General features: G+C 64.8%; 18 protein-coding genes. 2 read left to right on the top strand and 16 right to left on the bottom strand.

From position 1 onward, the window contains the following. The coding region (locus ACNFIA_RS26785; protein WP_416790028.1) for a HAMP domain-containing protein at positions 1 to 1,349 on the bottom strand (1,349 nt) is incomplete at its 3' end. Between the two features lie 293 nt (positions 1,350 to 1,642). Here ACNFIA_RS26785 and ACNFIA_RS26790 point away from each other — a divergent pair. Next, positions 1,643 to 2,962, top strand: coding sequence for a Na+/H+ antiporter family protein (locus ACNFIA_RS26790; protein WP_416790029.1), 1,320 nt, complete (start codon positions 1,643 to 1,645; stop codon positions 2,960 to 2,962). 91 nt (positions 2,963 to 3,053) lie between these two features. Then, complete coding sequence (locus tag ACNFIA_RS26795) at positions 3,054 to 4,121, top strand: AI-2E family transporter (RefSeq protein ID WP_259755130.1); 1,068 nt, start codon at positions 3,054 to 3,056, stop codon at positions 4,119 to 4,121. A gap of 160 nt (positions 4,122 to 4,281) precedes the next feature. Here ACNFIA_RS26795 and nuoN read toward each other — a convergent pair whose 3' ends face one another. The 15 genes from nuoN to ACNFIA_RS26870 form a co-directional block, all read right to left on the bottom strand. Next, a complete protein-coding gene (gene nuoN, locus ACNFIA_RS26800; protein WP_259755129.1) occupies positions 4,282 to 5,745 on the bottom strand; it encodes an NADH-quinone oxidoreductase subunit NuoN in 1,464 nt (487 codons plus the stop codon). Between the two features lie 7 nt (positions 5,746 to 5,752). Continuing rightward, positions 5,753 to 7,282, bottom strand: a complete 1,530-nt coding sequence (gene nuoM / locus ACNFIA_RS26805) for an NADH-quinone oxidoreductase subunit M (protein ID WP_259755128.1) — start codon at positions 7,280 to 7,282, stop codon at positions 5,753 to 5,755. Between the two features lie 28 nt (positions 7,283 to 7,310). Continuing rightward, the gene (gene nuoL, locus ACNFIA_RS26810) at positions 7,311 to 9,158 is read right to left on the bottom strand and encodes an NADH-quinone oxidoreductase subunit L (protein WP_416790032.1); all 1,848 of its coding nucleotides are present in this window, start codon (positions 9,156 to 9,158) and stop codon (positions 7,311 to 7,313) included. Beyond that, complete coding sequence (gene nuoK, locus ACNFIA_RS26815; RefSeq protein ID WP_017517116.1) at positions 9,155 to 9,463, bottom strand: NADH-quinone oxidoreductase subunit NuoK; 309 nt, start codon at positions 9,461 to 9,463, stop codon at positions 9,155 to 9,157. Before nuoK ends, nuoL begins: the two co-directional genes overlap by 4 nt. Before the next feature lie 4 nt (positions 9,464 to 9,467). After that, positions 9,468 to 9,968, bottom strand: coding sequence for an NADH-quinone oxidoreductase subunit J (gene nuoJ, locus ACNFIA_RS26820; protein WP_017517115.1), 501 nt, complete (start codon positions 9,966 to 9,968; stop codon positions 9,468 to 9,470). 11 nt (positions 9,969 to 9,979) lie between these two features. Then, positions 9,980 to 10,528, bottom strand: a complete 549-nt coding sequence (gene nuoI / locus ACNFIA_RS26825; RefSeq protein ID WP_015477483.1) for an NADH-quinone oxidoreductase subunit NuoI — start codon at positions 10,526 to 10,528, stop codon at positions 9,980 to 9,982. An 11-nt stretch (positions 10,529 to 10,539) separates the two neighbouring features. Beyond that, positions 10,540 to 11,529 (bottom strand): NADH-quinone oxidoreductase subunit NuoH, encoded by a 990-nt coding sequence (nuoH, locus tag ACNFIA_RS26830; RefSeq protein ID WP_259755126.1) that lies wholly within the window; start codon positions 11,527 to 11,529, stop codon positions 10,540 to 10,542. Further along, on the bottom strand, positions 11,526 to 14,240 hold the full coding sequence (gene nuoG, locus ACNFIA_RS26835; protein WP_416790033.1) for an NADH-quinone oxidoreductase subunit NuoG: 2,715 nt from the start codon (positions 14,238 to 14,240) through the stop codon (positions 11,526 to 11,528). The genes nuoH and nuoG overlap by 4 nt, the downstream gene beginning before the upstream one ends. Before the next feature lie 129 nt (positions 14,241 to 14,369). Next, positions 14,370 to 15,719 (bottom strand): NADH-quinone oxidoreductase subunit NuoF, encoded by a 1,350-nt coding sequence (gene nuoF / locus ACNFIA_RS26840; RefSeq protein ID WP_207883118.1) that lies wholly within the window; start codon positions 15,717 to 15,719, stop codon positions 14,370 to 14,372. Next, a complete protein-coding gene (nuoE, locus tag ACNFIA_RS26845; protein ID WP_259759663.1) occupies positions 15,716 to 16,216 on the bottom strand; it encodes an NADH-quinone oxidoreductase subunit NuoE in 501 nt (166 codons plus the stop codon). The genes nuoF and nuoE overlap by 4 nt, the downstream gene beginning before the upstream one ends. Next, entirely contained in the window at positions 16,213 to 17,994 is a 1,782-nt protein-coding gene (nuoC, locus tag ACNFIA_RS26850; protein ID WP_017517110.1) for an NADH-quinone oxidoreductase subunit C/D, read from the bottom strand. Before nuoC ends, nuoE begins: the two co-directional genes overlap by 4 nt. Positions 17,995 to 18,053: 59 nt before the next feature. Further along, positions 18,054 to 18,731 (bottom strand): NuoB/complex I 20 kDa subunit family protein, encoded by a 678-nt coding sequence (locus ACNFIA_RS26855; protein ID WP_017517109.1) that lies wholly within the window; start codon positions 18,729 to 18,731, stop codon positions 18,054 to 18,056. Positions 18,732 to 18,741: 10 nt separating this feature from the next. Further along, positions 18,742 to 19,155, bottom strand: coding sequence for an NADH-quinone oxidoreductase subunit A (locus tag ACNFIA_RS26860; protein WP_017517108.1), 414 nt, complete (start codon positions 19,153 to 19,155; stop codon positions 18,742 to 18,744). A gap of 440 nt (positions 19,156 to 19,595) precedes the next feature. Then, a complete protein-coding gene (locus ACNFIA_RS26865; RefSeq protein WP_416790035.1) occupies positions 19,596 to 20,087 on the bottom strand; it encodes a DUF4442 domain-containing protein in 492 nt (163 codons plus the stop codon). A gap of 174 nt (positions 20,088 to 20,261) precedes the next feature. Next, positions 20,262 to 21,857, bottom strand: a complete 1,596-nt coding sequence (locus tag ACNFIA_RS26870; RefSeq protein ID WP_259755119.1) for an isocitrate lyase — start codon at positions 21,855 to 21,857, stop codon at positions 20,262 to 20,264. Positions 21,858 to 22,080: the final 223 nt, after the last annotated feature.

The following is a 22,080-nucleotide window of genomic DNA, read 5'->3' on the forward strand; positions in this document are numbered from 1 at the left end:
GCAGTGGCGCGGGCGTCCTGCACGGAGGATTTCACGTCGCGGATGATCGGTTGCAGCTTGTCGAGGAAGCGGTTGAACCAGCCGGCCAGCTCGCCCAGCTCGTCCTTGCCGGTGTAGTCCAGGCGCTTGGTCAGGTCGCCTTCGCCGCTGGCGATGTTGCGCAACATGGCGGCGACGCCGAGGATCGGCCGGGTCACGCCGCGGGCGGTGAGCCACATGGCGAACAGCCCGATCAGGATGGCGACCAGCCCGAAGCCCAGTTGCGAGACGGTGCCCTGTACGCGCTGGTCGTCCAGTTGGTTCTGCAACCGGATGGCCGGGCCGAGCAGGACGTCCTGCGGGACCTCCAGCAGCACGCCCCAGGGTTTGGAGCCGGGGATCGGCTGCAGGGGTTCGATCACGCGTAGCTGATCGTCCTGGCGGAATACCTGTTCATGGTTGCTGGCCACCGCTTGCAGCAGCTCGGCACCCTGGTTCGGATAGACGTCCTTGAGATTCTTGCTCAGCTTGGCGGCGTCGGCGCTGTGCCCGGCGAGCAGGCCGGCGGCGCTGACGATGCTGACGCGGCCCTGGCCGTCGTACAGCTCCCGGCTGCCCTCGACGGCGATGTCCTGCAGCTTCTCCATGCTGATGTCCAGGCCCATGACGCCGATGACCTTGCCGTCCAGCTCCAGCGGGAAGGCGATGCTGGTCATGAGCATCTTCTTCTTGCCCACTTCGTCGAAGTACGGATCGAGCACGCAGGGCTGGCCGGTGGTCTTGGGGCAGGTGAACCAGGCGTTGTACGCGCTGCCGCTGGGGCCGGGGCTGGTGTCATTGAGCAGCGACTCGGCCATGGCCTCGGATTCCAGCTGGCCCGGCGTGGCCTGGGACCAGTAGATGGAGAAGCGCCCGGCGTCGTTGCTGCCCAGCTCGCCCTGGCCGGCGAAGAGCTTGTCCTTGCCGTCCAGCGCATCGGGTTCGAAGGCCACGTAGAGGCCGAGCAGCTCCGGGTTGCCTTCCAGTGCGGTCTTGACCTGGCGGGTCAGGTCCTCGCGCAGGTCGTAGGCGTCGAGGAAGCGCTTCTGCGCCTGGTCGCGCAGGAACAGCACCTGCCGCGAAAAGCCCTTGCCGTACTGGTAGGCATCCATGATGTAGCGCTGGATGCGCATGGCCTGGACCTCGCCGCGCGATTGCAGGCGCGCCTTGGCCGCTTCGTCGAGCATGTCGGTGCTCGATTGCTTGACCAGCGAGGTGCTGTGTTGGGTGCGATAGACCGATAGGCCGGACAGCAGCGAGACGACGCCGAGCAGGCACAGCCCGGCGAGCAACGTGATCTTCCACTGGATGGAGAGACGGCGCAGCAGCATGGAGGGGAATCCTTGTTTGAACTAAGCCTGGGGACGCCCGCTATATCGGCGTTTCCCGCATCTTCTTGACCCGTGACGGGGCGAAACGCCAGAAAACAGGCGATTCTGGCGTGCCGTCGCAGCCAGCGGCAGAAAACTAGGCAAAAAGCGTGCGCACCGCGGTGAAAGTCCCGCCGCCCTCGTTCGGAAACGTCTTGATTCCACTCAGGTTTTGACACGCCAGCGGGCCTTTGGCAGAGTGCGCGCCTTTTGCCCGTGCCCCGGTGGGGCGATACGCAAGAGGAGTGGTGACGATGAATGCGGTGCTGATTGCCATTGGCCTGATGCTGGTGCTGAGCCTGTGTCGCGTGCACGTGGTGGTCGCACTGATCGCCGGCGCGGTGGCGGGTGGCCTGCTGGGTGGCCTGGGCATGGACGGCACGCTCAAGGCCTTCAACGACGGGCTGGGCGCCGGCGCCACGGTGGCATTGTCCTACGCCATGCTCGGCGCCTTCGCGGTGGCCATTGCGCGCTCCGGCATGGCGCACGCCCTGGCTGACCGTGCCCTGGCGATGCTCGGCCGGCACGAGGCAAACGGCGCCAGCGGTTTCAAGTGGATCATGGTCGGGCTGCTGCTGGCGGTGGCGATTTCCTCGCAGAACATCCTGCCGATCCACATCGCCTTCATTCCCTTGCTGGTGCCGCCGCTGCTCTATGTGCTGACCCGCCTGCGCATCGACCGCCGGCTGATCGCCTGCGTGATCACCTTCGGCCTGATCACACCCTACATGTTCCTGCCGGTGGGCTTCGGCAACATCTTCCTGAACCAGATCCTGCTGGCCAACGTCGCCCGCGCCGGTGTGGACGTGCAGGGCATCAACGTCACCCACGCCATGCTGATCCCGGCGCTGGGCATGGTCTGTGGCCTGCTGATCGCGGTGTTCTTCAGCTATCGCCGCCAGCGGGACTACGACCTCGCGCGCATCGAGCAGGCCGAGCGGGTCGACACGCCCTACAGCAGGATGAGCCTGGTGGTGGCGGGTGTCGCCGTCGCCGCGGCCTTTGCCGTGCAATTGCTGCTGGACTCGATGATCCTCGGCGCGCTGGTGGGCTTTTTGGTGTTCTCGCTGTCCGGCGTGGTGCGCTGGAAGGAAGCGGACGACCTGTTCACCGAGGGCATGAAGATGATGGCGATGATCGGCTTCATCATGATCGCCGCCCAGGGCTTTGCCGCGGTGATGACCGCCACCGGGCAGGTCGCCAGCCTGGTGGACAGCGCCGCCGGCTGGATCGGCAGCAGCAAGGCGCTGGGCGCTTTCATGATGCTGCTGGTAGGCCTGCTGGTGACCATGGGTATCGGCTCGTCGTTCTCCACGGTGCCCATCATCGCGGCGATCTTCGTGCCGCTGGCGGTGCACCTGGGGTTCAGCCCGCTGGCCATCGTCAGCATCGTCGGCACCGCCGGTGCGCTGGGGGACGCGGGTTCGCCGGCGTCGGACTCGACCCTGGGCCCGACCTCCGGCCTGAACGTGGACGGCCAGCACAACCACATCTGGGACACCGTGGTGCCGACGTTCCTGCACTACAACCTGCCGCTGCTGGCGTTCGGCTGGGTTGCGGCGATGGTGCTGTAGAGCGCTCGCGTGCACGGAACGCGCGCCGAAAGTTGCACTTGGCAGGGCAACTGCTGACTAATGAGCAGGTTTATCCATCCTGGACCCGCTCATGTTCGAATCGAAACTGGAATACCGGACGTTCCTCGTCCTGCTGCTGGTGGTGACACTCGCCTTCGGCTGGATCCTTCTGCCGTTCTACGGGGCGGTCTTCTGGGGCACCATCCTGGCGATCATCTTCGCCCCGTTGCAGCGCCGCCTGCGCGTGCGCCTGAACGACCGCAACAACCTGGCGGCGCTGATATCCCTGGCCGTGTGCTTCCTCATCGTGATCCTGCCGGTGACCTTCATCGCCGGGGCGCTGGTGCAGGAGGGCGCCACCGTCTACCAGCGATTGAAGTCCGGTGAGCTGAACTTCATCGTCTACTACCAGCAGGCGGTCGCCGCGCTGCCCGCCTGGGCGCACCAGCTGCTGGAGCGCTTCGACCTGGCGGACCTCTCCAGCCTGCAGGAAAAGCTCTCGGCGGGCGCGATGCAGGCCAGCCAACTGGTGGCCACCAAGGCGTTCAGCATCGGCCAGAACACCTTCGAGTTCGTCATCAGCTTCGGCATCATGCTCTACCTGCTGTTCTTCCTCCTGCGCGATGGCCCGGCGCTGGGCCGACGGATCAAGCAGGCGGTGCCGCTGAGCGCGGAGCACAAGCAGCACCTGTTCACCAAGTTCACCACGGTGATCCGCGCCACGGTGAAGGGCAACATCGCCGTGGCCGCGACCCAGGGTGCGCTGGGCGGGCTGATCTTCTGGTTCCTCGGTATCCAGGGCTCGCTGCTCTGGGGCACGCTGATGGCCTTCCTCTCGCTGCTTCCGGCCATCGGCGCGGGGCTGATCTGGGTGCCGGTGGCGGCCTACTTCCTGCTCACCGGGGCGATCTGGCAGGGCGTGGTGCTGACGCTGTTCTGCGTGGTGGTGATCGGCCTGGTGGACAACATCCTGCGCCCGATCCTGGTGGGCAAGGACACCAAGATGCCCGACTACGTGGTGCTGATCTCTACCCTGGGCGGCATGTCGCTGTTCGGCCTCAACGGCTTCGTCATCGGCCCGCTGATCGCGGCGCTGTTCATGGCCTCGTGGGACCTCTTCACCGGCCGCGAGGGCGAAACGCCCAAGCGGGCGGAGTAGGGCAGTGGCATTGTAGGAGCGAGCTTGCTCGCGAACTCGGCCTCGCAGCGGGGGTTGTTCGCGAGCAAGCTCGCTCCTACGAAAGGCCGCAAGGCTTCACGATAGGAATCCTGCCCAATAAAAAACCCCGCCGAAGCGGGGTTTTTGTTGCCTGTCGAACTTAGCCGGCGACGGCTACCAGGCCGCTGTGCTGGAGGATGTCCAGCAGCGGCTGCGGGTAGACGCCGAGGAAGAAGGCGAGCAGGGCGATGGCCACCAGCATGATGCCGCCGGCGCGCTGGGCCCAGTCCAGGGGCGCGTCGTGGCGCTTCATGTTCGGCTCGACCAGGTACATGGTCACCATGACGCGCAGGTAGTAGAACAGGCCGATGGCACTGCCCAGTACCAGGGCGCCGACCAGCCACCAGTGCTGGGACTCGACGCCGGTGGCGACGATGTAGAACTTGCCGATGAAGCCGGCGGTCAGCGGGATGCCGGCCAGGGACAGCATCATCACGGTCATCACCGCGGTCAGCACCGGACGGCGCCAGAACAGGCCGCGGTACTCGAACAGCGCGTCGGCGTCGCGGCCGCTGTACGGAGTGGACATCAGGGTGACCACGCCGAAGGCGCCCAGGGTGGTGACGACGTAGGTGGTCAGGTAGACGCCGACCGCTTCCACGGCCAGGCCCTTGCTCGCCACCAGGGCGATCAGCAGGTAGCCGAAGTGGGCGATGGAGGAGTAGCCCAGCAGGCGCTTGATGTTGCTCTGGGTCAGCGCCAGCAGGTTGCCGATCAGGATCGAGGCGATGGCGATGACCGCGATGGCGTCATGCAGCAGGCCGTTGTTCAGGGCCGCCGGTGCGATCTGGAACAGGCGCAGCAGCACGGCGAACACGGCAACCTTGGCGGTGGTGGCCAGGAAGGTGGCTACCGGGGCCGGGGCGCCTTCGTAGACGTCCGGGGTCCACAGGTGGAACGGCGCCAGGGACAGCTTGAAGCCCAGGCCGACGACCATCATGCCGACGCCGATGGCCAGCAGCGGGCCGTGGCTGGTGCCTTCGGCCAGGGACGCGCCGATGGCGGCGAAGCCCAGGTTGCCGGACTCGGCGTAGAGCAGCGCCATGCCGAACAGCAGGAAGGCGGAGCCGGCGGCGGACAGTACGGTGTACTTGATACCCGCTTCCAGGGTGCGCTTGTTGAAGAAGGCGTAGGCCACCATGCCGTAGACCGGCACCGACAGCAGTTCCAGGCCGATGAACAGGCCGGCCAGGTTCTGCGCGCTGACCAGCACCAGGCCGCCCGCGGTGGACAGCAGCAGGAGCAGGTACAGCTCTTCACGGTTGCCCGGGAAGCTTTCCAGGTAGGCGTGGGCGAGGGTGGTGCAGGCCAGGGCGCCGATCAGGATCAGGGCCATGTAGAAGCAGGCGAAGTTGTCGACCACCATGAGCGGGGTGACTTCGATCGGGGTGACGTTCAGCACCGGGATGATCGACAGCAGGGCCAGGTTCAGACCGATCACCGAGAGGGTGGCGGCCATCGAGTGGTTACGCTTCCAGGCTACCGCGAGCATCACCACCACCAGGGTGGCGCTGGTGATGAGCAGTGGCAGGAGCGCGATGAAGTGTTGAATCGTGAAGGTCATGTCGCGCTTACCGTGCTGCCAGGGTGGAGAGGGCGGAGCCCAGCCATTGCTGGACGCCGTGCATGGTTGCCGCGGAGGTGTCGAGGACCGGCTGCGGGTAGACGCCGAGAACGATCAGCAGCACCGCCAGGCCGAGCACCATGGAGAGTTCGCGGGCGTTCAGGCCGGCGATGGCGGTGTCGGACTTGGACGGGCCGAAGTACGCGCGGTGGATCATGATCAGCGAGTAGACCGAGCCGAACACCAGGCCGAAGGTGGCGATGACGGTGATCACCGGGACGACCTTGAAGCTGCCCAGCAGGATCAGGAATTCGCCGACGAAGTTGCCGGTGCCCGGCAGGCCCAGCGAGGCGGTGGCGAAGAACAGGGCCACGGCCGGCAGGTACGGGATGCGCGACCACAGGCCGCCCATCTTGCGCATGTCACGGGTGTGCAGGCGCTCGTACAGCTGGCCACAGAGGATGAACAGCGCGGCGGCGGACAGACCGTGGGCGATCATCTGCACGACGACACCCTGCAGCGCCTGCGGGCTGCCGGAGTAGATGCCGATCATCACGAAGCCCATGTGCGACACGGAGGAGTAGGCCACCAGGCGCTTGATGTCGGTCTGCGCGAACGACAGGAAGGCGCCGTAGAAGATGCCGATCAGACCCAGGGTCATGGCAACCGGAGCGAACTCGGCCGAGGCGTTGGGGAACAGCGGCAGGGCGAAGCGGATCAGGCCGTAGGCGGCGGTCTTCAGCAGGATGCCGGCGAGGTCGACGGAACCGGCGGTCGGCGCCTGGGCGTGGGCGTCCGGCAGCCAGGAGTGCACCGGCACGACCGGCATCTTCACCGCGAAGGCGACGAAGAAGCCGAGCATCAGCAGCCATTCGGTGTGCGGCGGCAGCTGGGTCTTCAGCAGGTCGGCGTAGTTGAAGGTGAGCACGCCGGTGCTGTTGTAGTGCACGAACACCAGGCCCAGGATCGCCACCAGCATCACCAGGCCGCTGGCCTGGGTGAAGATGAAGAACTTGGTGGCGGCGTAGATGCGGGTCTTCTTGCCGTCGTCCGAGCTATGACCCCAGAGCGCGATGAGGAAGTACATCGGCACCAGCATCATTTCCCAGAAGAAGAAGAACAGGAACAGGTCGACGGCGAGGAACACGCCGATCACACCGCCCAGGATCCACAGCAGGTTCAGGTGGAAGAAGCCAATGCGGCGCTGGATCTCGTTCCACGAGCAGAGGACGGACAGCACGCCGAGCAGGCCGGTCAGCGCGACCATCAGCAGGGACAGGCCGTCCATTGCCAGGTGCACGCTGATGCCGAAGCGCTCGATCCAGGACACCTGGAACTGCAGGGTCCACTGCGGCTCGCCACCCGGCGCCGGGGCCAGCTGGAAGTCACCGGTGTGCCACACCCACAGGCTCAGCGCCAGGGTGAGGACCATCGATCCCAGGGCGACCCAGCGGGGCAGGGTCTTGCTGGTGTACTCGGCGATCCAGCAAAGGAAGCCGCCGATGAAGGGGATCAGGATTAGCCAGGGCAGAATCATGTCGGGCTCAATCTCTTTCGTGAATTCATTAAGCCAGCAGCAGCGCGCCGAGGAGCAGCGCGGCGCCGCCCACCAGGGAAGCGGCGTACCAACGCAGGCGGCCGTTCTCGGTGAGGCTGAGGAGTTTGTGACCGCCGCGGGCGGTGAGCGGGACGAGGACAAGGGTCTTGTCGATCGGGTCCGCGCCCAGCAGGCGGCAGATCAGCAGGTAGGGTTTCACGAACAGCTTGTCGTACAGCCAGTCGAAGCCCCAGGCGTGGTACCACCAGGTGCCGAAGAAGCGGCCCGGTGCGCTCTGCGCGACGGCAGTGACGAAGCGGCGCTTGCCGAGGAACAGCAGGCCCGCCAGCAGGATACCGGCGATGGCGATGGCGCCCGAGGCGATTTCCAGGCTGTGCTTGGCTTCACCACCGGCGTGACCGGCGCTTTCCGGCAGGACGCCGGCCAGCGGCGGGGTGATCAGCGCGCCGACGAAGGTGGAGAGCACGATCAGGACACCCAGCGGCAGCCAGTGGCTGATGCCATGACCGGCGTGCGCCTCGGTCTTCGCTTCGCCGTGGAAGGCGATGAAGATCAGGCGGAAGGTGTACAGCGAGGTCATGAACGCGCCCACGAGGCCTGCGATCAGCAGGTTCTGGTGGCCGCTGGCGAAGGCTTCCCAGAGGATCTCGTCCTTGGAGTAGAAGCCCGCGGTCAGGAAGGGCAGGGCGGCCAGGGCCGCACCGCCGACCACGAAGCTTGCGTAGGCCAGCGGCAGTTTCTTCCACAGACCACCCATCTTGAAGATGTTCTGCTCGTGGTGGCAGGCGACGATCACCGCACCGGAGGCAAGGAACAGCAGGGCCTTGAAGAAGGCGTGGGTCATCAGGTGGAAGATCGCGCCACCCCAGGCGCCGACGCCCAGGGCCAGGAACATGTAGCCGATCTGGCTCATGGTCGAGTAGGCGAGGATGCGCTTGATGTCGGTCTGCACCAGGGCGGCGAAGCCGGCCAGCACCAGGGTCACGGCGCCGACGATGCCGACCAGCTCCAGGACGTTGGGCGCCAGCTCGAACAGGCCGTGGCAGCGGGCGATCAGGTAGACGCCCGCGGTCACCATGGTGGCGGCGTGGATCAGCGCGGAGACCGGGGTCGGGCCGGCCATCGCGTCGGCCAGCCAGGTCTGCAGCGGCAGCTGGGCGGACTTGCCGACGGCGCCGCCGAGCAGCATCAGGGTCGCCAGGTTGATCCACAGGTCGCCCTTGGCGAAGTGCTGCGGGGCCAGGACCAGCAGCTCCTGGATGTTCAGCGTGCCCAGGTGCTGGAACAGGATGAACATGCCGATGGCGAGGAACACGTCACCCACGCGGGTCACGATGAAGGCCTTGAGCGCCGCGTTGCCGTTCGGTACGTGGTTGTAATAGAAACCGATCAGCAGGTAGGAGCACAGGCCCACGCCTTCCCAGCCGAAGTACATGAACAGCAGGTTATCGCCCAGCACCAGGAACAGCATGCTGGCGATGAACAGGTTGGTGTATGCGAAGAACCGCGAGTAGCCGGTCTCGCCGCGCATGTACCAGGAGGCGAACAGGTGGATCAGGAAGCCGACGCCGGTGACCACGCCGAGCATGGTGACCGACAGGCCGTCCAGGTACAGGGTGAAGTTGGTCTTGAAATCGCCAACGCTCATCCATTGCCACAGCACCAGGCTGTAGGCGCCACCTTCGGGCGGATTGCTGTGGAAGCTCCAGATCGCCCAGAAGGCGGAGAGGGCCGCCAGGCCCACGGAGCCGACACCCACCAGTGCCGAGAGATTTTCCGACCACTTGCCACGGGAGAACGAGAGCAGCAGGAAGCCGACCAGGGGGAACAGGAAAGTAAGGGGCAGCAGGTTCATCCGCGCATCTCGCTGGCAGCGTCGATATCGAGGGTATGGAAGCGGCGATACAGCTGGAGCAGGATCGCCAGGCCGATGCTGGCCTCGGCCGCAGCCAGGCTGAGCACCAGGATGAACATCACCTGGCCGTCAGGCTGGCCCCAGCGGGCGCCGCCGACCACGAAGGCCAGCGCGGCGGCGTTCATCATCACTTCCAGGCTCATCAGTACGAACAGGATGTTGCGTCGTACCATCAGGCCCACCAGGCCGAAGCAGAACAGCACACCGGCGAGCGCCAGTCCGTGTTCGAGAGGGATTGCATTCATGGTGTTAGTCCTTCGCTTCGTGGCGGCCGAGGTGGTAGGCGGCGACCAGTGCCGCCAGCAGCAGCATCGAGGCCAGTTCGACGACCAGCAGGTACGGGCCGAACAGGCTGATGCCCACGGCCTTGGCGTCCACGGTGGTGTGGCCGATGCCGATGCCGCTGGGCGTGCGCGAGAGCATCCACAGCAGTTCGACCAGCAGCACGGCGGCCAGGGCGCCGGGGCCGATCCAGACGCCGGGCTTGAGCCACTTGCGCTCCTGCTCGGCAATCGCCGGGCCGAGGTTGAGCATCATCACCACGAAGACGAACAGCACCATGATCGCGCCGGCGTAGACGATGATTTCCAGCGCACCGGCGAACGGAGCGCCGAGGCTGAAGAAGGTCATCGATACCGCGAGCAGCGAAATGATGAGGTAGAGCAGGGCATGCACCGGATTGCTGTTGGTGATGACCCGGAAGGTTGCCAGCACGGCGACGCCGGCGGCGAAGTAGAAAGCGAATTCCACGCGACGTCTCCTTACGGCAGCAGGCTCTTGACGTTGATCGGTTCGGCTTCGTTCTGCGCGGCGCCTTTCGGCTTGCCGGCAATGGCCATGCCGGCAACGCGGTAGAAGTTGTAGTCCGGGTTCTTGCCGGGGCCGGAGATCAGCAGGTCTTCCTTCTCGTAGACCAGGTCCTGGCGCTTGAACTCGCCCATCTCGAAATCCGGGGTCAGCTGGATCGCGGTGGTAGGGCAGGCTTCTTCGCACAGGCCGCAGAAGATGCAGCGGGAGAAGTTGATGCGGAAGAACTCGGGGTACCAGCGACCGTCGTCGGTCTCGGCCTTCTGCAGGGAGATGCAGCCCACCGGGCAGGCCACGGCGCACAGGTTGCACGCCACGCAGCGCTCTTCGCCGTCGGGGTCGCGGGTGAGCACGATGCGGCCACGGTAGCGCGGCGGCAGGTACACGGGCTCTTCCGGGTACTGCAGGGTGTCGCGCTTGCGGAAGGCGTGACCGAAGATCATCACCAGGCTGCGCAGCTGGGTGTAGGTGCCGTGCACCACGTCGAAAATGTACTTGATCATGGTCCTACTCCTTACTGGCTGGCCAGCACGACAGCGCCGGTCACCAGCAGGTTGATCAGGGTCAGCGGGAGGCAGAACTTCCAGCTGAAGGCCATCACCTGGTCATAGCGCGGGCGTGGGATGGAGGCCCGCAGCAAAATGAACATCATGATGAAGAAGCCGGTTTTCAGGGCGAACCAGATGAACGGGATCTGCGGCAGGATGCCGAAGGGACCGTGCCAGCCGCCGAAGAACAGGGTCGCCAGCAGCGCGGACACCAGCACGATGCCGATGTACTCGCCGACGAAGAACATGCCCCATTTCATGCCGGCGTACTCGATGTGGTAACCGTCGGCCAGTTCCTGCTCGGCTTCGGGCTGGTCGAACGGGTGACGGTGGGTCACGGCGACGCCGGCGACGAAGAAGGTCATGAAGCCGAAGAACTGCGGGATGATGAACCACATGTGTTCGGCCTGGTAATCGACGATGTCGCGCAGGCTGAACGAACCGACCTGGGCCACGATGCCCATCAGCGACAGGGCCAGGAACACCTCGTAGGAGATGGTCTGGGCCGAGGCGCGCAGGCTGCCGAGCAGGGCGAACTTGTTGTTGCTCGACCAGCCGGCGAACAGCACCGCGTACACGGTCAGGCCGGCCATGGCGAAGAAGAACAGGATGCCGATGTTCAGGTCCGCCACGCCCCAGGTCGGGGTGATCGGGATGACGACGAAGGCGACCAGCAGCGCGCCCATGGCGATCATGGGGGCGAGGGTGAAGATCAGCTTGTCGGCGAACGGCGGGGTCCAGTCTTCCTTGAAGAACATCTTCAGCATGTCGGCACCGAGCTGGAAGGCACCGAAGGGGCCGACCCGGTTCGGACCGTAGCGGTCCTGCCAGAGACCGAGCAGACGACGCTCGACCCAGCTGAGCAGCGCGCCGCAGACGACCACGGCGAGCAGGATGACGATGGCCTTGATGACCTCGATCAGGATGTCGACGATGGCGGGTGTCAGCCAACTCATTGCGCAGCCTCCTGCAGACCTTCAACGACAGCGCCGATGACGCCGGCGGGGATGCCTTGCAGACCGACCGGCAGGGCGACCAGGCCGGCGCCGAGCTCTTCGCTCACGCGCAGCGGCAGGCGCAGTTCCTGGCCCTTGACGGTCAGGCGGATGATCGCCCCTTCGTTGACACCCAGGCGGTCAGCCTCGGACTTCGCCAGGGTGACGTAGGTCTGCGGGATGCGCTCCTGCACCGGGGCGGCCTTGGCGGAATTCTCCTCGCTGCCGAACAGGTGATAGAAGGGCACCACCTTGAACTGGCTGGCGGCGGTGTGGAACGGCGCGGGAATCTCGCTGAACCACAGGGCTTCACCCTTGGCCTCGATCAGGCGCACGCCCGGGTCGCCGGCGCGCAGGTGGCCGCCGACTTCGTCCTGGAACTTGTTCCAGGCCTGCGGGGAGTTCCAGCCCGGGGACCAGGCGAACGGAATCTGCTGACGCGGTTCGGCGCTGCCGGCGTAGCCTTCCATGGAGAAGGCGAACGCGGAGTCGATGTCCTGCGGCTGACGCGGCTCGCTGACATTGATGTTGGCGCGCATGGCGGTACGGCCGGAGTAGCGGTGCGGCTCGCGCGCCAGCTTCAGGCCCTTGATGCGGAACGCGGCGTTCGGCGCGGCGTCGCGGATGCCGGCCAGTTGCGGCTTGGCGGCGACGACGGCGTCGATCACGTGGTCCAGCTGGGTCCAGTCGACACGCTTGCCCTCGAGGGTGCTGTGCAGGGCGTGCAGCCAGCGCCAGCCTTCGCGGACCAGGTTGTCAGCGTTGTAGTAGGTCGGATCGAACACCTGGAAGAAGCGCTGGGCGCGGCCTTCCTGGCTGACCAGGGTGCCATCGCCTTCGGCGAAGCTGGCGGCCGGCAGCAGCACGGTCGCTTTGGCGGTGGTGGCGGTCTGCTGGTGATCGGCGACGACGACGATCTTCGCGGCGGCCAGGGCGGCATCGACGGCGGCTGCGTCGGCGCGGCGGTACAGATCGTTCTCCAGGATGACCACGGCATCGGCGGCGCCGGAGGACAGTTGCTCCAGCGCTTTCTCGACTGAATCACCGCCGAAGAGGGCCAGGCCCAGGCTGTTGGCTTCCGGAACCACGAGGCTCAGGGAGCCGTTCTTCTCGCGATTCTTCAGCGCGCTGGCGATGTTGGCGGCGGCTTCGATCAGGGCGTTGCTGCCCAGCGAGGTGCCGGAGATGACCAGCGGGCGCTTGGCGGCGACCAGCGCATCGGCGATGCGCTGGGCCAGGGCGGCGGCGTCGGCGTCGAGGCCGGCCACGGCCGGGGCGCTCGCGTCGATGGCGTGGGCCACGGCAAAGCCCAGGCGAGCCAGGTCTTCGGTGGCGGCGTGCACGCACTCGGCGGCAACGTCGTCCAGGCGGGTTTCATCGAGGCTGGCGATGAACAGCGGGTTCATCTCGTGCTGGGCGATGGTCTTCACCGCGGCGTCGAGCCACGGCTGGATCTTCATCGCGGCGGCCATCTCCTCGCCCTTGCCTTTCACCGACTGGCGCAGGGCCAGGGCGATACGGGCAGCGGTCTGGGTCAGGTCTTCGCCGAGCACGAATACCGCGTCGTGGTCTTCGATGTCACGGATGGTCGGCACCGGCAGCGGGCCGTCCTGCATCACCTTGAGCACCAGTTGCAGGCGCTGCAGCTCGTCGGCGGAGATGCCGCTGTAGAAGTTCTGCGCGCCGACCAGTTCGGCCAGGGCGTAGTTGCTTTCCAGGCTGGCGCGCGGCGAGCCGATGCCGATGACCTTGCGGCCTTTCAACAAGGCAGCGGTCTGGTCCAGGACGCCGTCCAGCGACAGCTTCTGCTTGCTCAGCACCAGCTGCGGCTGGCGCGGGCGGTCTTCGCGGTTGACGTAGCCGTAGCCGAAGCGGCCGCGGTCGCACAGGAAGTAGTGGTTCACCGAGCCGTTGTAGCGGTTCTCGATGCGGCGGATTTCACCGTAACGCTCGCCGGGGCTGATGTTGCAGCCGCTGGAGCAGCCATGGCAGATGCTCGGGGCGAACTGCATGTCCCACTTGCGGTTGTAGCGCTCGGAGTGGGTCTTGTCGGTGAACACGCCGGTCGGGCAGACCTCGGTCAGGTTGCCGGAGAATTCGCTCTCCAGCACACCGTCCTCGATCCGGCCGAAATAGACGTTGTCGTGCGCGCCGTACACGCCCAGGTCGGTACCGCCGGCGTAGTCCTTGTAGTAACGAACGCAGCGGTAGCAGGCGATGCAGCGGTTCATCTCGTGGGCGATGAACGGGCCGAGCTCCTGGTTCTGGTGGGTGCGCTTGGTGAAGCGGTACCGGCGCTGGTTGTGGCCGGTCATCACCGTCATGTCCTGCAGGTGGCAGTGACCGCCTTCCTCGCAGACCGGGCAGTCGTGCGGGTGGTTGGTCATCAGCCATTCGACGACGCTGGCGCGGAACTGCTTGGCCTCTTCGTCTTCGATGGAAATCCAGGTGTTGTCGGTGGCAGGGGTCATGCAGGACATGACGAGACGACCGCGTTTGTCGTTCTCGTCGGTGTACTGCTTGACCGCGCACTGGCGGCAGGCGCCGACGCTACCGAGCGCCGGGTGCCAGCAGAAGTAGGGGATGTCGAGACCGAGGGAGAGACAGGCCTGCAACAGGTTGTCCGCTCCATCGACTTCTAACGTCTTGCCGTCTACGTGAATCGTGGCCATGGGTCTAAGTCTTCGTTGGCCCGTTGTCAGCGGGCGTGGCTAATAGAAATCACGGTTTCATCGGGCCAGCGGCACACCGCGGCACTGCAACGAAACAACGCCGGACGCGCGCGCCCGGCGATCAAAGCATCAAGCGCCGACGGTCTGCGGTGCTTGTACGGCCTGAGCCTGGCGGGAAATGCCCGCTTCGAACTCGGGACGGAAATACTTCAGTGCGCTGCCCAGCGGCTCGACGGCACCCGGTGCGTGGGCACAGAAGGTCTTGCCTGGGCCGAGGAAGTTGACGAGCTGCTCGAGGGTTTCCAGGTCGCCCTGGGCACCTTCGCCCTTCTCCAGTGCGCGCAGGACCTTCACGCTCCACGGCAGGCCGTCGCGGCACGGCGTGCACCAGCCGCAGGATTCGCGGGCGAAGAACTCTTCCATGTTGCGCAGCAGGGAGACCATGTTGACGCTGTCGTCCACCGCCATGGCCAGGCCCGTACCCATCCGGGTGCCGACCTTGGCGACGCCGCCGGCGTAGAACAGCGCGTCCAGGTGCTCCGGCAGGAGGAAGCCGGTACCGGCGCCGCCGGGCTGCCAGCACTTGAGCTTGTAGCCGTCGCGCATGCCGCCGGCGTAGTCCTCGAACAGCTCGCGGGCCGGCAGGCCGAAGGGCAGTTCCCAGATGCCGGGGTTCTTCACCTTGCCGGAGAAGCCCATGAGCTTGGTGCCCATGTCTTCGCTGCCCGGACGGGCGAGGCCCTTGTACCAGTCGACGCCGTGCTCGACGATCGCCGGTACGTTGCACAGGGTCTCGACGTTGTTCACGCAGGTCGGCTTGCCCCAGACGCCGACGGCGGCGGGGAAGGGCGGCTTGGAGCGCGGGTTGGCGCGGCGGCCTTCCAGCGAGTTGATCAGCGCGGTCTCTTCGCCACAGATGTAGCGGCCGGCGCCGGTGTGCACGAACAGCTCGAAATCGAAGCCGCTGCCGAGGATGTTCTTGCCCAGCAGGCCTGCGGCCTTGGCCTCCTCGATGGCGCGGTTGAGGTTGCGGGCGGCATCGACGTACTCGCCACGCAGGAAGATGTAGCCGCGGTAGGCCTTCAGGGCGCGCGCGGAGATCAGCATGCCTTCCACCAGCAGGTGCGGCAGCTGCTCCATGAGCATGCGGTCCTTCCAGGTGTTGGGCTCCATCTCGTCCGCGTTGCACAGCAGGTAGCGGATGTTGAGGGATTCGTCCTTGGGCATCAGGCCCCACTTCACGCCGGTGGGGAAGCCCGCACCGCCGCGGCCCTTGAGGCCGGAGTCCTTGACGGTCTGGACGATGTCGTCGGCGGCCATCTGCGCCAATGCCTTGCGGGCAGCGGCATAGCCATTCTTCGACTGGTATTCCTCCAGCCAGACCGGGGCGCCGTCGTCACGCAGGCGCCAGGTCAGCGGGTGGGTTTCGGCCGCGCGCGCGGTGCGGTTGGGCGTGCCGTAGGAGGTGAGGCGACTCATGCGTAGGCCTCCAGCAGTTTGGCGACGCCGTCCGGACGCAGGTCGCCGAAGGTGTCGTCGTCGATCATCATCGCCGGGGCCTTGTCGCAGTTGCCCAGGCAGCACACCGGCAGCAGCGTGAAGCGGCCGTCGGCGGTGGTCTGGCCGAGACCGATGCCCAGCTGCTTCTGGATCTCGCCGACCACGGATTCGTGGCCGCCGATGTAGCAGACCATGCTGTCGCAGACGCGGATGATGTGGCGGCCGACCGGCTGGCGGAAGATCTGGCTATAGAAGGTCGCCACGCCTTCGACGTCGCTGTCCGGGATGCCGAGAATCTCGGCGATGGCCGGAATGGCGCCGTCCGGCACCCAGCCGCGCTGCTTCTGGACGATCTTCAGGGCTTCGATGGACGCCGCACGGGAGTCCTCGTAGTGGTGCATCTCGTGCTCGATGGCCGAGCGCTCGGTTTCGCTGAGTTCGAAACGATCAGTCTGGATAAGGGTACTCATGATCAGCGGTCCACGTCGGCCATAACGAAGTCGATACTGCCCAGATAGGCGATCAGGTCAGCGATCATGCTGCCGTTGATCACCGACGGAATCTGCTGCAGGTGCGCGAAGCTGGGCGTCCGGATACGGGTCCGGTAGCTCATGGTGCTGCCATCGCTCGTCAGGTAGTAGCTGTTGATGCCCTTGGTCGCTTCCACCATCTGGAAGGCTTCGTTGGCCGGCATGACCGGGCCCCAGGAAACCTGCAGGAAGTGGGTGATCAGGGTTTCGATGTGCTGCAGCGTGCGCTCTTTGGGCGGCGGCGTGGTCAGCGGGTGGTCGGCCTTGTACGGGCCTTCGGGCATGTTCTTCAGGCACTGCTCGATAATGCGCAGGCTCTGGCGCATTTCGCCCATCTTGACCATGCAGCGGTCGTAGGCATCGCCGTTGGCGGCCAGCGGGACTTCGAACTCGAAGTTCTCGTAACCGGAGTACGGGCGCGCTTTACGCAGGTCGAAGTCGCAACCGGTGGCGCGCAGGCCGGCGCCGGTGGTGCCCCATTCCAGCGCTTCCTTGGTGTTGTACTGGGCAACGCCGATGGTACGGCCACGCAGGATGCTGTTCTTCAGGGCGGCGGTTTCGTACTCGTCCAGGCGCTTGGGCATCCAGTCGAGGAATTCGCGGACCAGCTTGTCCCAGCCGCGCGGCAGGTCGTGGGCTACGCCGCCGATGCGGTACCAGGCCGGGTGCAGGCGGAAGCCGGTGATGGCCTCGACGACCTTGTAGGCGCGCTGGCGGTCGGTGAAGGTGAAGAACACCGGGGTCATCGCGCCCACGTCCTGGATGTAGGTACCCAGGTAGAGGAGGTGGTTCAGGATGCGGAAGAACTCCGACATCATGATGCGGATGACGTCGACGCGCTGCGGCACCTTGATGCCGGCGAGCTTCTCGACCGAGAGCACGTACGGCAGGTTGTTCATCACGCCGCCGAGGTAGTCGATACGGTCGGTGTAGGGGATGAAGCTGTGCCAGGACTGGCGCTCGGCCATCTTCTCGGCGCCACGGTGGTGGTAGCCGATCTCCGGAACGCAGTCGAGGATCTCTTCGCCGTCCAGCTGCAGGATGATGCGGAACGCACCGTGGGCGGACGGGTGGTTCGGGCCGAGGTTGAGGAACATGAAGTCCTCGTTCTCGCCGTGGCGCTTCATGCCCCAGTCTTCGGGCTTGAAGCGCAGCGCTTCCTGCTCGAGGTCCTGTTTGGCGGCGGACAGCGCGTAGGGATCGAACTCGGTGGCGCGCGCCGGGTAGTCCTTGCGCAGCGGGTGGCCTTCCCAGGTCGGCGGCATCAGCATGCGGGTCAGGTGCGGGTGACCATTGAAGGTGATCCCGTACATGTCCCAGACCTCACGCTCGTACCAGTTGGCGTTCGGCCAGATACGGGTGGCGGTGGGCAGGTTGAGGTCGCCCTCGGACAAGGCCACCTTGATCATCACGTCACTATTACGTTCGAGCGACATCAGGTGGTAGAACACGCTGAAGTCGGCGCCCGGCAGGCCGCGACGGTGGGTGCGCAGGCGCTCGTCGACACCGTGCAGGTCATAGAGCATGACGTACGGCTTGGGCACATTGCGCAGGAAGGTGAGGACGTCGATCAGGCGCTCACGGGCAACCCAGAGCACCGGCATGCCGGTGCGGGTGGCCTGGACGGTGAAGGTCTCGGCGCCAAAGCGGGAATTCAGTTCGACGACGATATCTTGGTCGTCTGCCTTGTAAGGCGGGATGTACAGAGCGGAGTCTGCATTCATAGTCTTTAAGTCACTCGGTCAACGGTGGAGTGAAAACGGGCCTCTCGTGGAGGGCCGGATCACACTTCGTCGGGGCTGCGCAGGTTGGTGACCGCAATGCGCTGTTCGCGCTTGAGATCCTTCTGGGCAGGCATGTCGGCGCGATAGACGCCTTGGTCGCCTACGACCCAGGACAACGGGCGACGCTCCTGGCCGATGGATTCCTGCAGCAGCATCAGGCCTTGCAGGAACGCCTCCGGACGGGGCGGGCAGCCGGGGATGTACACGTCCACGGGGAGGAACTTGTCGACCCCCTGAACGACCGAGTAGATGTCGTACATGCCGCCAGAGTTGGCGCACGACCCCATCGAGATCACCCACTTGGGTTCCAGCATCTGCTCGTACAGGCGCTGGATGACCGGAGCCATCTTGATGAAGCAGGTGCCGGCGATGACCATGAAGTCAGCCTGGCGGGGCGATGCACGGATCACTTCGGCGCCGAAACGGGCGATGTCGTGCGGCGCGGTGAACGCCGTGGTCATCTCCACGTAGCAGCAGGACAGCCCGAAGTTGTACGGCCACAGGGAGTTCTTGCGACCCCAGTTCACCGCACCGTTGAGAACATCCTCGAGCTTGCCCATGAAGATGTTCTTGTGGACCTGCCCTTCGATGAGCGGGTCTTCTACCGTTTCGCGCTGGCCGATCGGGTATTGATCATTGGGCGCATCCGGATCGATCCGGGTAAGTTTGTATTGCATCGCCAAAGCCTCATTGTTTTAGCTTCGCCTGCCGTGCGCGACGTGCCGCCGGCGCCCAATCGAGCGCGCCGATACGCCACAGGTAGACAAGACCTGCCAACAGAATTGCTATGAAAATGGTTGCCTCGATCAGACCTGCCCAACCGCTTTCACGGACGGACACGGACCAGGCGAAGAGGAAGAGGGCTTCGACGTCGAAGATCACGAAGAGCATCGCGACCAGATAGAATTTTGCCGACAGGCGCAGGCGGGCGCTGCCGGTGGGAACGATACCGGATTCGAAGGGTTCGTTCTTGCTGCGACCAAATGCCTTACTGCCAAGCAGGCTGGAAACCCCTAGCATGAAGGCGAGCAGCCCCAGCACTCCTAAAAGGAAGGCGGCGAGTCCCCAGTGTTGAGCTGCAAGTTCAGCTGGATTGGGCATGCCGATACTCCTTCCTACAAAAACGATTGTCTTGGGTGCCGGGCGCAATGCCCGAGTACTGCGAACCCGACAACTCAAGGATAGTGAGCTAAGGGTTCAGGTCATCTTTCCAATTTTATGCCCAAAGCCTTCAGCAAGTAAATTTTTCCAACACAAACAGATGCTTCTATTTCGGGCAAAAGCCTTTTGCATTTCCCGTAGCGCCCTGTTTGCGCGGCTCTGGATGCCTAGTCTGACGGCACTTGGGCTTTGGTCGAATAGTACTTTCGAGGTATTTGTCGGCAATAAATCGGTGATCAACAAATGATAAGTATTATCATTTGCAGTGTCGTATATCCGTAACTTTACTACATATAAGCGGCGCGGCTTTTATTTCGTCCGCATATCGACGTCGAATTATCCCTTCGCAATCTTCTTGGTCGCCCCACGGCGAGGGTGGTTCAGTTTCTCTTCCGAATCCACGCCCAGCGCATATCGCAGCGCACCGGCTGCGCGCCGGAATCATCCAGCAGCATCACGTGCACCAGGGTTTCGCCTTTGTCCTGCTCGAGCATGGCCTGTCGCTGCGCGGGCTCGAGCGTGGCGATGGCGCGCAGGCCGCCGCTGGCCCGGCGCAGGTAGTCGATCTTGAGGCTCTTGATCAGCGGCAGTTTGTCATCGGGCAGGTTCATCCCGACCATGCAGCCGCTGGCGGACTCGGCCAGCAGCGCCATCGCCGCGGCATGCACGCCGCCGATGTGGTTTCGCGCGCGACGGCGGTTGGCGAGGCTCATGCGCACCTCGCTGTCGGACAGCTTCTGGATGCGTACGCCGGCGGTACCGGCGAAGCGCACCTGGGAGCAGAACAGGCGCGTCAGCAGAGGCTCCTGCAGCCGACGCGGCAGGCGTTGGATGAGGTGGGCGGCGAGGGCGAGACGGTTGCGCTTAGGCATGGGCTTTCCGGGTTCATATATAAAGGAAGGCCGAGGCTGGCATGTCGAAGCGGTGCTGCCCTTGGCGGGCGGGAAGGGATGGCTGGCGATTCGGCCAAGCGCAAAAGCAAAACCCCGGCCGGAGCCGGGGTTTCGCGGTGCCTCCCAGCCCCGAGGGGCTGGTTGAGCCAGCTCTTAGTGGAACTGGTTCATGGTGTTGTCTTTACCCGAGGCTTTCAGAGCGGCTTCGCCAGCGAAGTACTCTTTGTGGTTGTCGCCGATGTCCGAGCCAGCCATGTTCTGGTGCTTGACGCAGGCGATGCCCTGACGCAGTTCCTGACGCTGAACGCCTTTCACGTAGGCCAGCATGCCCTGGTCGGCGAAGTAGCCCTTGGCCAGGTTGTCGGTGGACAGCGCGGCGGTGTGGTAGGTCGGCAGGGTGATCAGGTGGTGGAAGATGCCGGCGTGGGCGGAACCGTCACGCTGGAAGGTACGGATCTTCTCGTCGGCGATCTGGGCCAGTTCGGTTTCGTCGTACTCGACGCTCATCAGCTTGGCGCGGTCGTAGGCGGAAACGTCCTTGCCTTCGGCGACGAACGCATCGAACACCTGCTGGCGGAAGTTCAGGGTCCAGTTGAACGACGGGCTGTTGTTGTACACCAGCTTGGCGTTCGGGATGACCTGACGGATGCGGTCAACCATGCCCTTGATCTGGCCAACGTGCGGCTTCTCGGTTTCGATCCACAGCAGGTCGGCGCCGTTCTGCAGCGAGGTGATGCAGTCCAGGACGCAGCGGTCTTCGCCGGTGCCCTTGCGGAACTGGAACAGGTTGGAAGCCAGGCGCTTGGGACGCAGCAGCTTGCCGCCGCGGTTGATCACCACGTCGCCGTTCTGCAGGTCGGAAGCGGAGATTTCTTCGCAGTCCAGGAAGGAGTTGTACTGGTCGCCCAGGTCGCCCGGCTCGCGGGTAACGGCGATCTGCTTGGTCAGGCCAGCGCCCAGGGAGTCGGTACGGGCGACGATCACGCCGTCGTCAACGCCCAGCTCGAGGAACGCGTAGCGAACGGCGTTGATCTTGGCGAGGAAGTCTTCGTGCGGAACGGTCACTTTGCCGTCCTGGTGGCCGCACTGCTTCTCATCGGAAACCTGGTTTTCGATCTGGATGCAGCAGGCACCGGCTTCGATCATCTTCTTGGCCAGCAGGTAGGTCGCCTCGGCGTTACCGAAACCGGCGTCGATGTCGGCGATGATCGGTACCACGTGGGTTTCGAAGCTGTCGATCTGAGCTTGTACTTCTGCTTCCTTGGCCTTGTCGCCGGCAGCGCGGGCGGAGTCCAGGGCGGTGAACAGCAGGTCCAGTTCGCGGGCGTCAGCCTGGCGCAGGAAGGTGTAGAGCTCTTCGATCAGGCCGGCAACGGCGGTCTTCTCGTGCATCGACTGGTCCGGCAGCGGGCCGAAGTCGGAGCGCAGGGCGGCAACCATCCAGCCGGACAGGTAGAGGTAGCGCTTGTTGGTGGTCTTCAGGTGCTTCTTGATGGAGATCAGCTTCTGCTGGCCGATGAAGCCGTGCCAGCAACCCAGGGACTGGGTGTAGACGGAGGAGTCCGCATCGTACTCAGCCATGTCCTTGCGCATGATGGCTGCGGTGTACTTGGCGATTTCCAGACCGGTCTTGAAGCGGTTCTGGACGCGCATGCGGGCAGCGTACTCGGGGTTGATCGCGCTCCAGCTGTTGCCGTTCTTCTCTTTGAGCGCGGCGACTGCTTTGATCTCGTTCTGATATGCGGACATGGCCAATCCTTCAAAAGAATGTATTTGGTTAAGCACCGACTACCCACATAAAACCGCACCTGAACGGTAATGACTGCGGGTTGCTCGCCGCGGGATGGCGAAGGGGCGACCGAAAAGAAGGAGTGACGCAGGGGGAGGGGGTGGCGCGGTGCAAAGACGGGTGACTGCAGCAGTGGCATCCAGAATCGCTTGCCGGCTCGTGGCAGCCGTTGGGCGATGGTGG

The organism is Pseudomonas sp. NY15437, from assembly GCF_048068435.1.
Lineage (GTDB): Bacteria > Pseudomonadota > Gammaproteobacteria > Pseudomonadales > Pseudomonadaceae > Pseudomonas > Pseudomonas nitroreducens_B.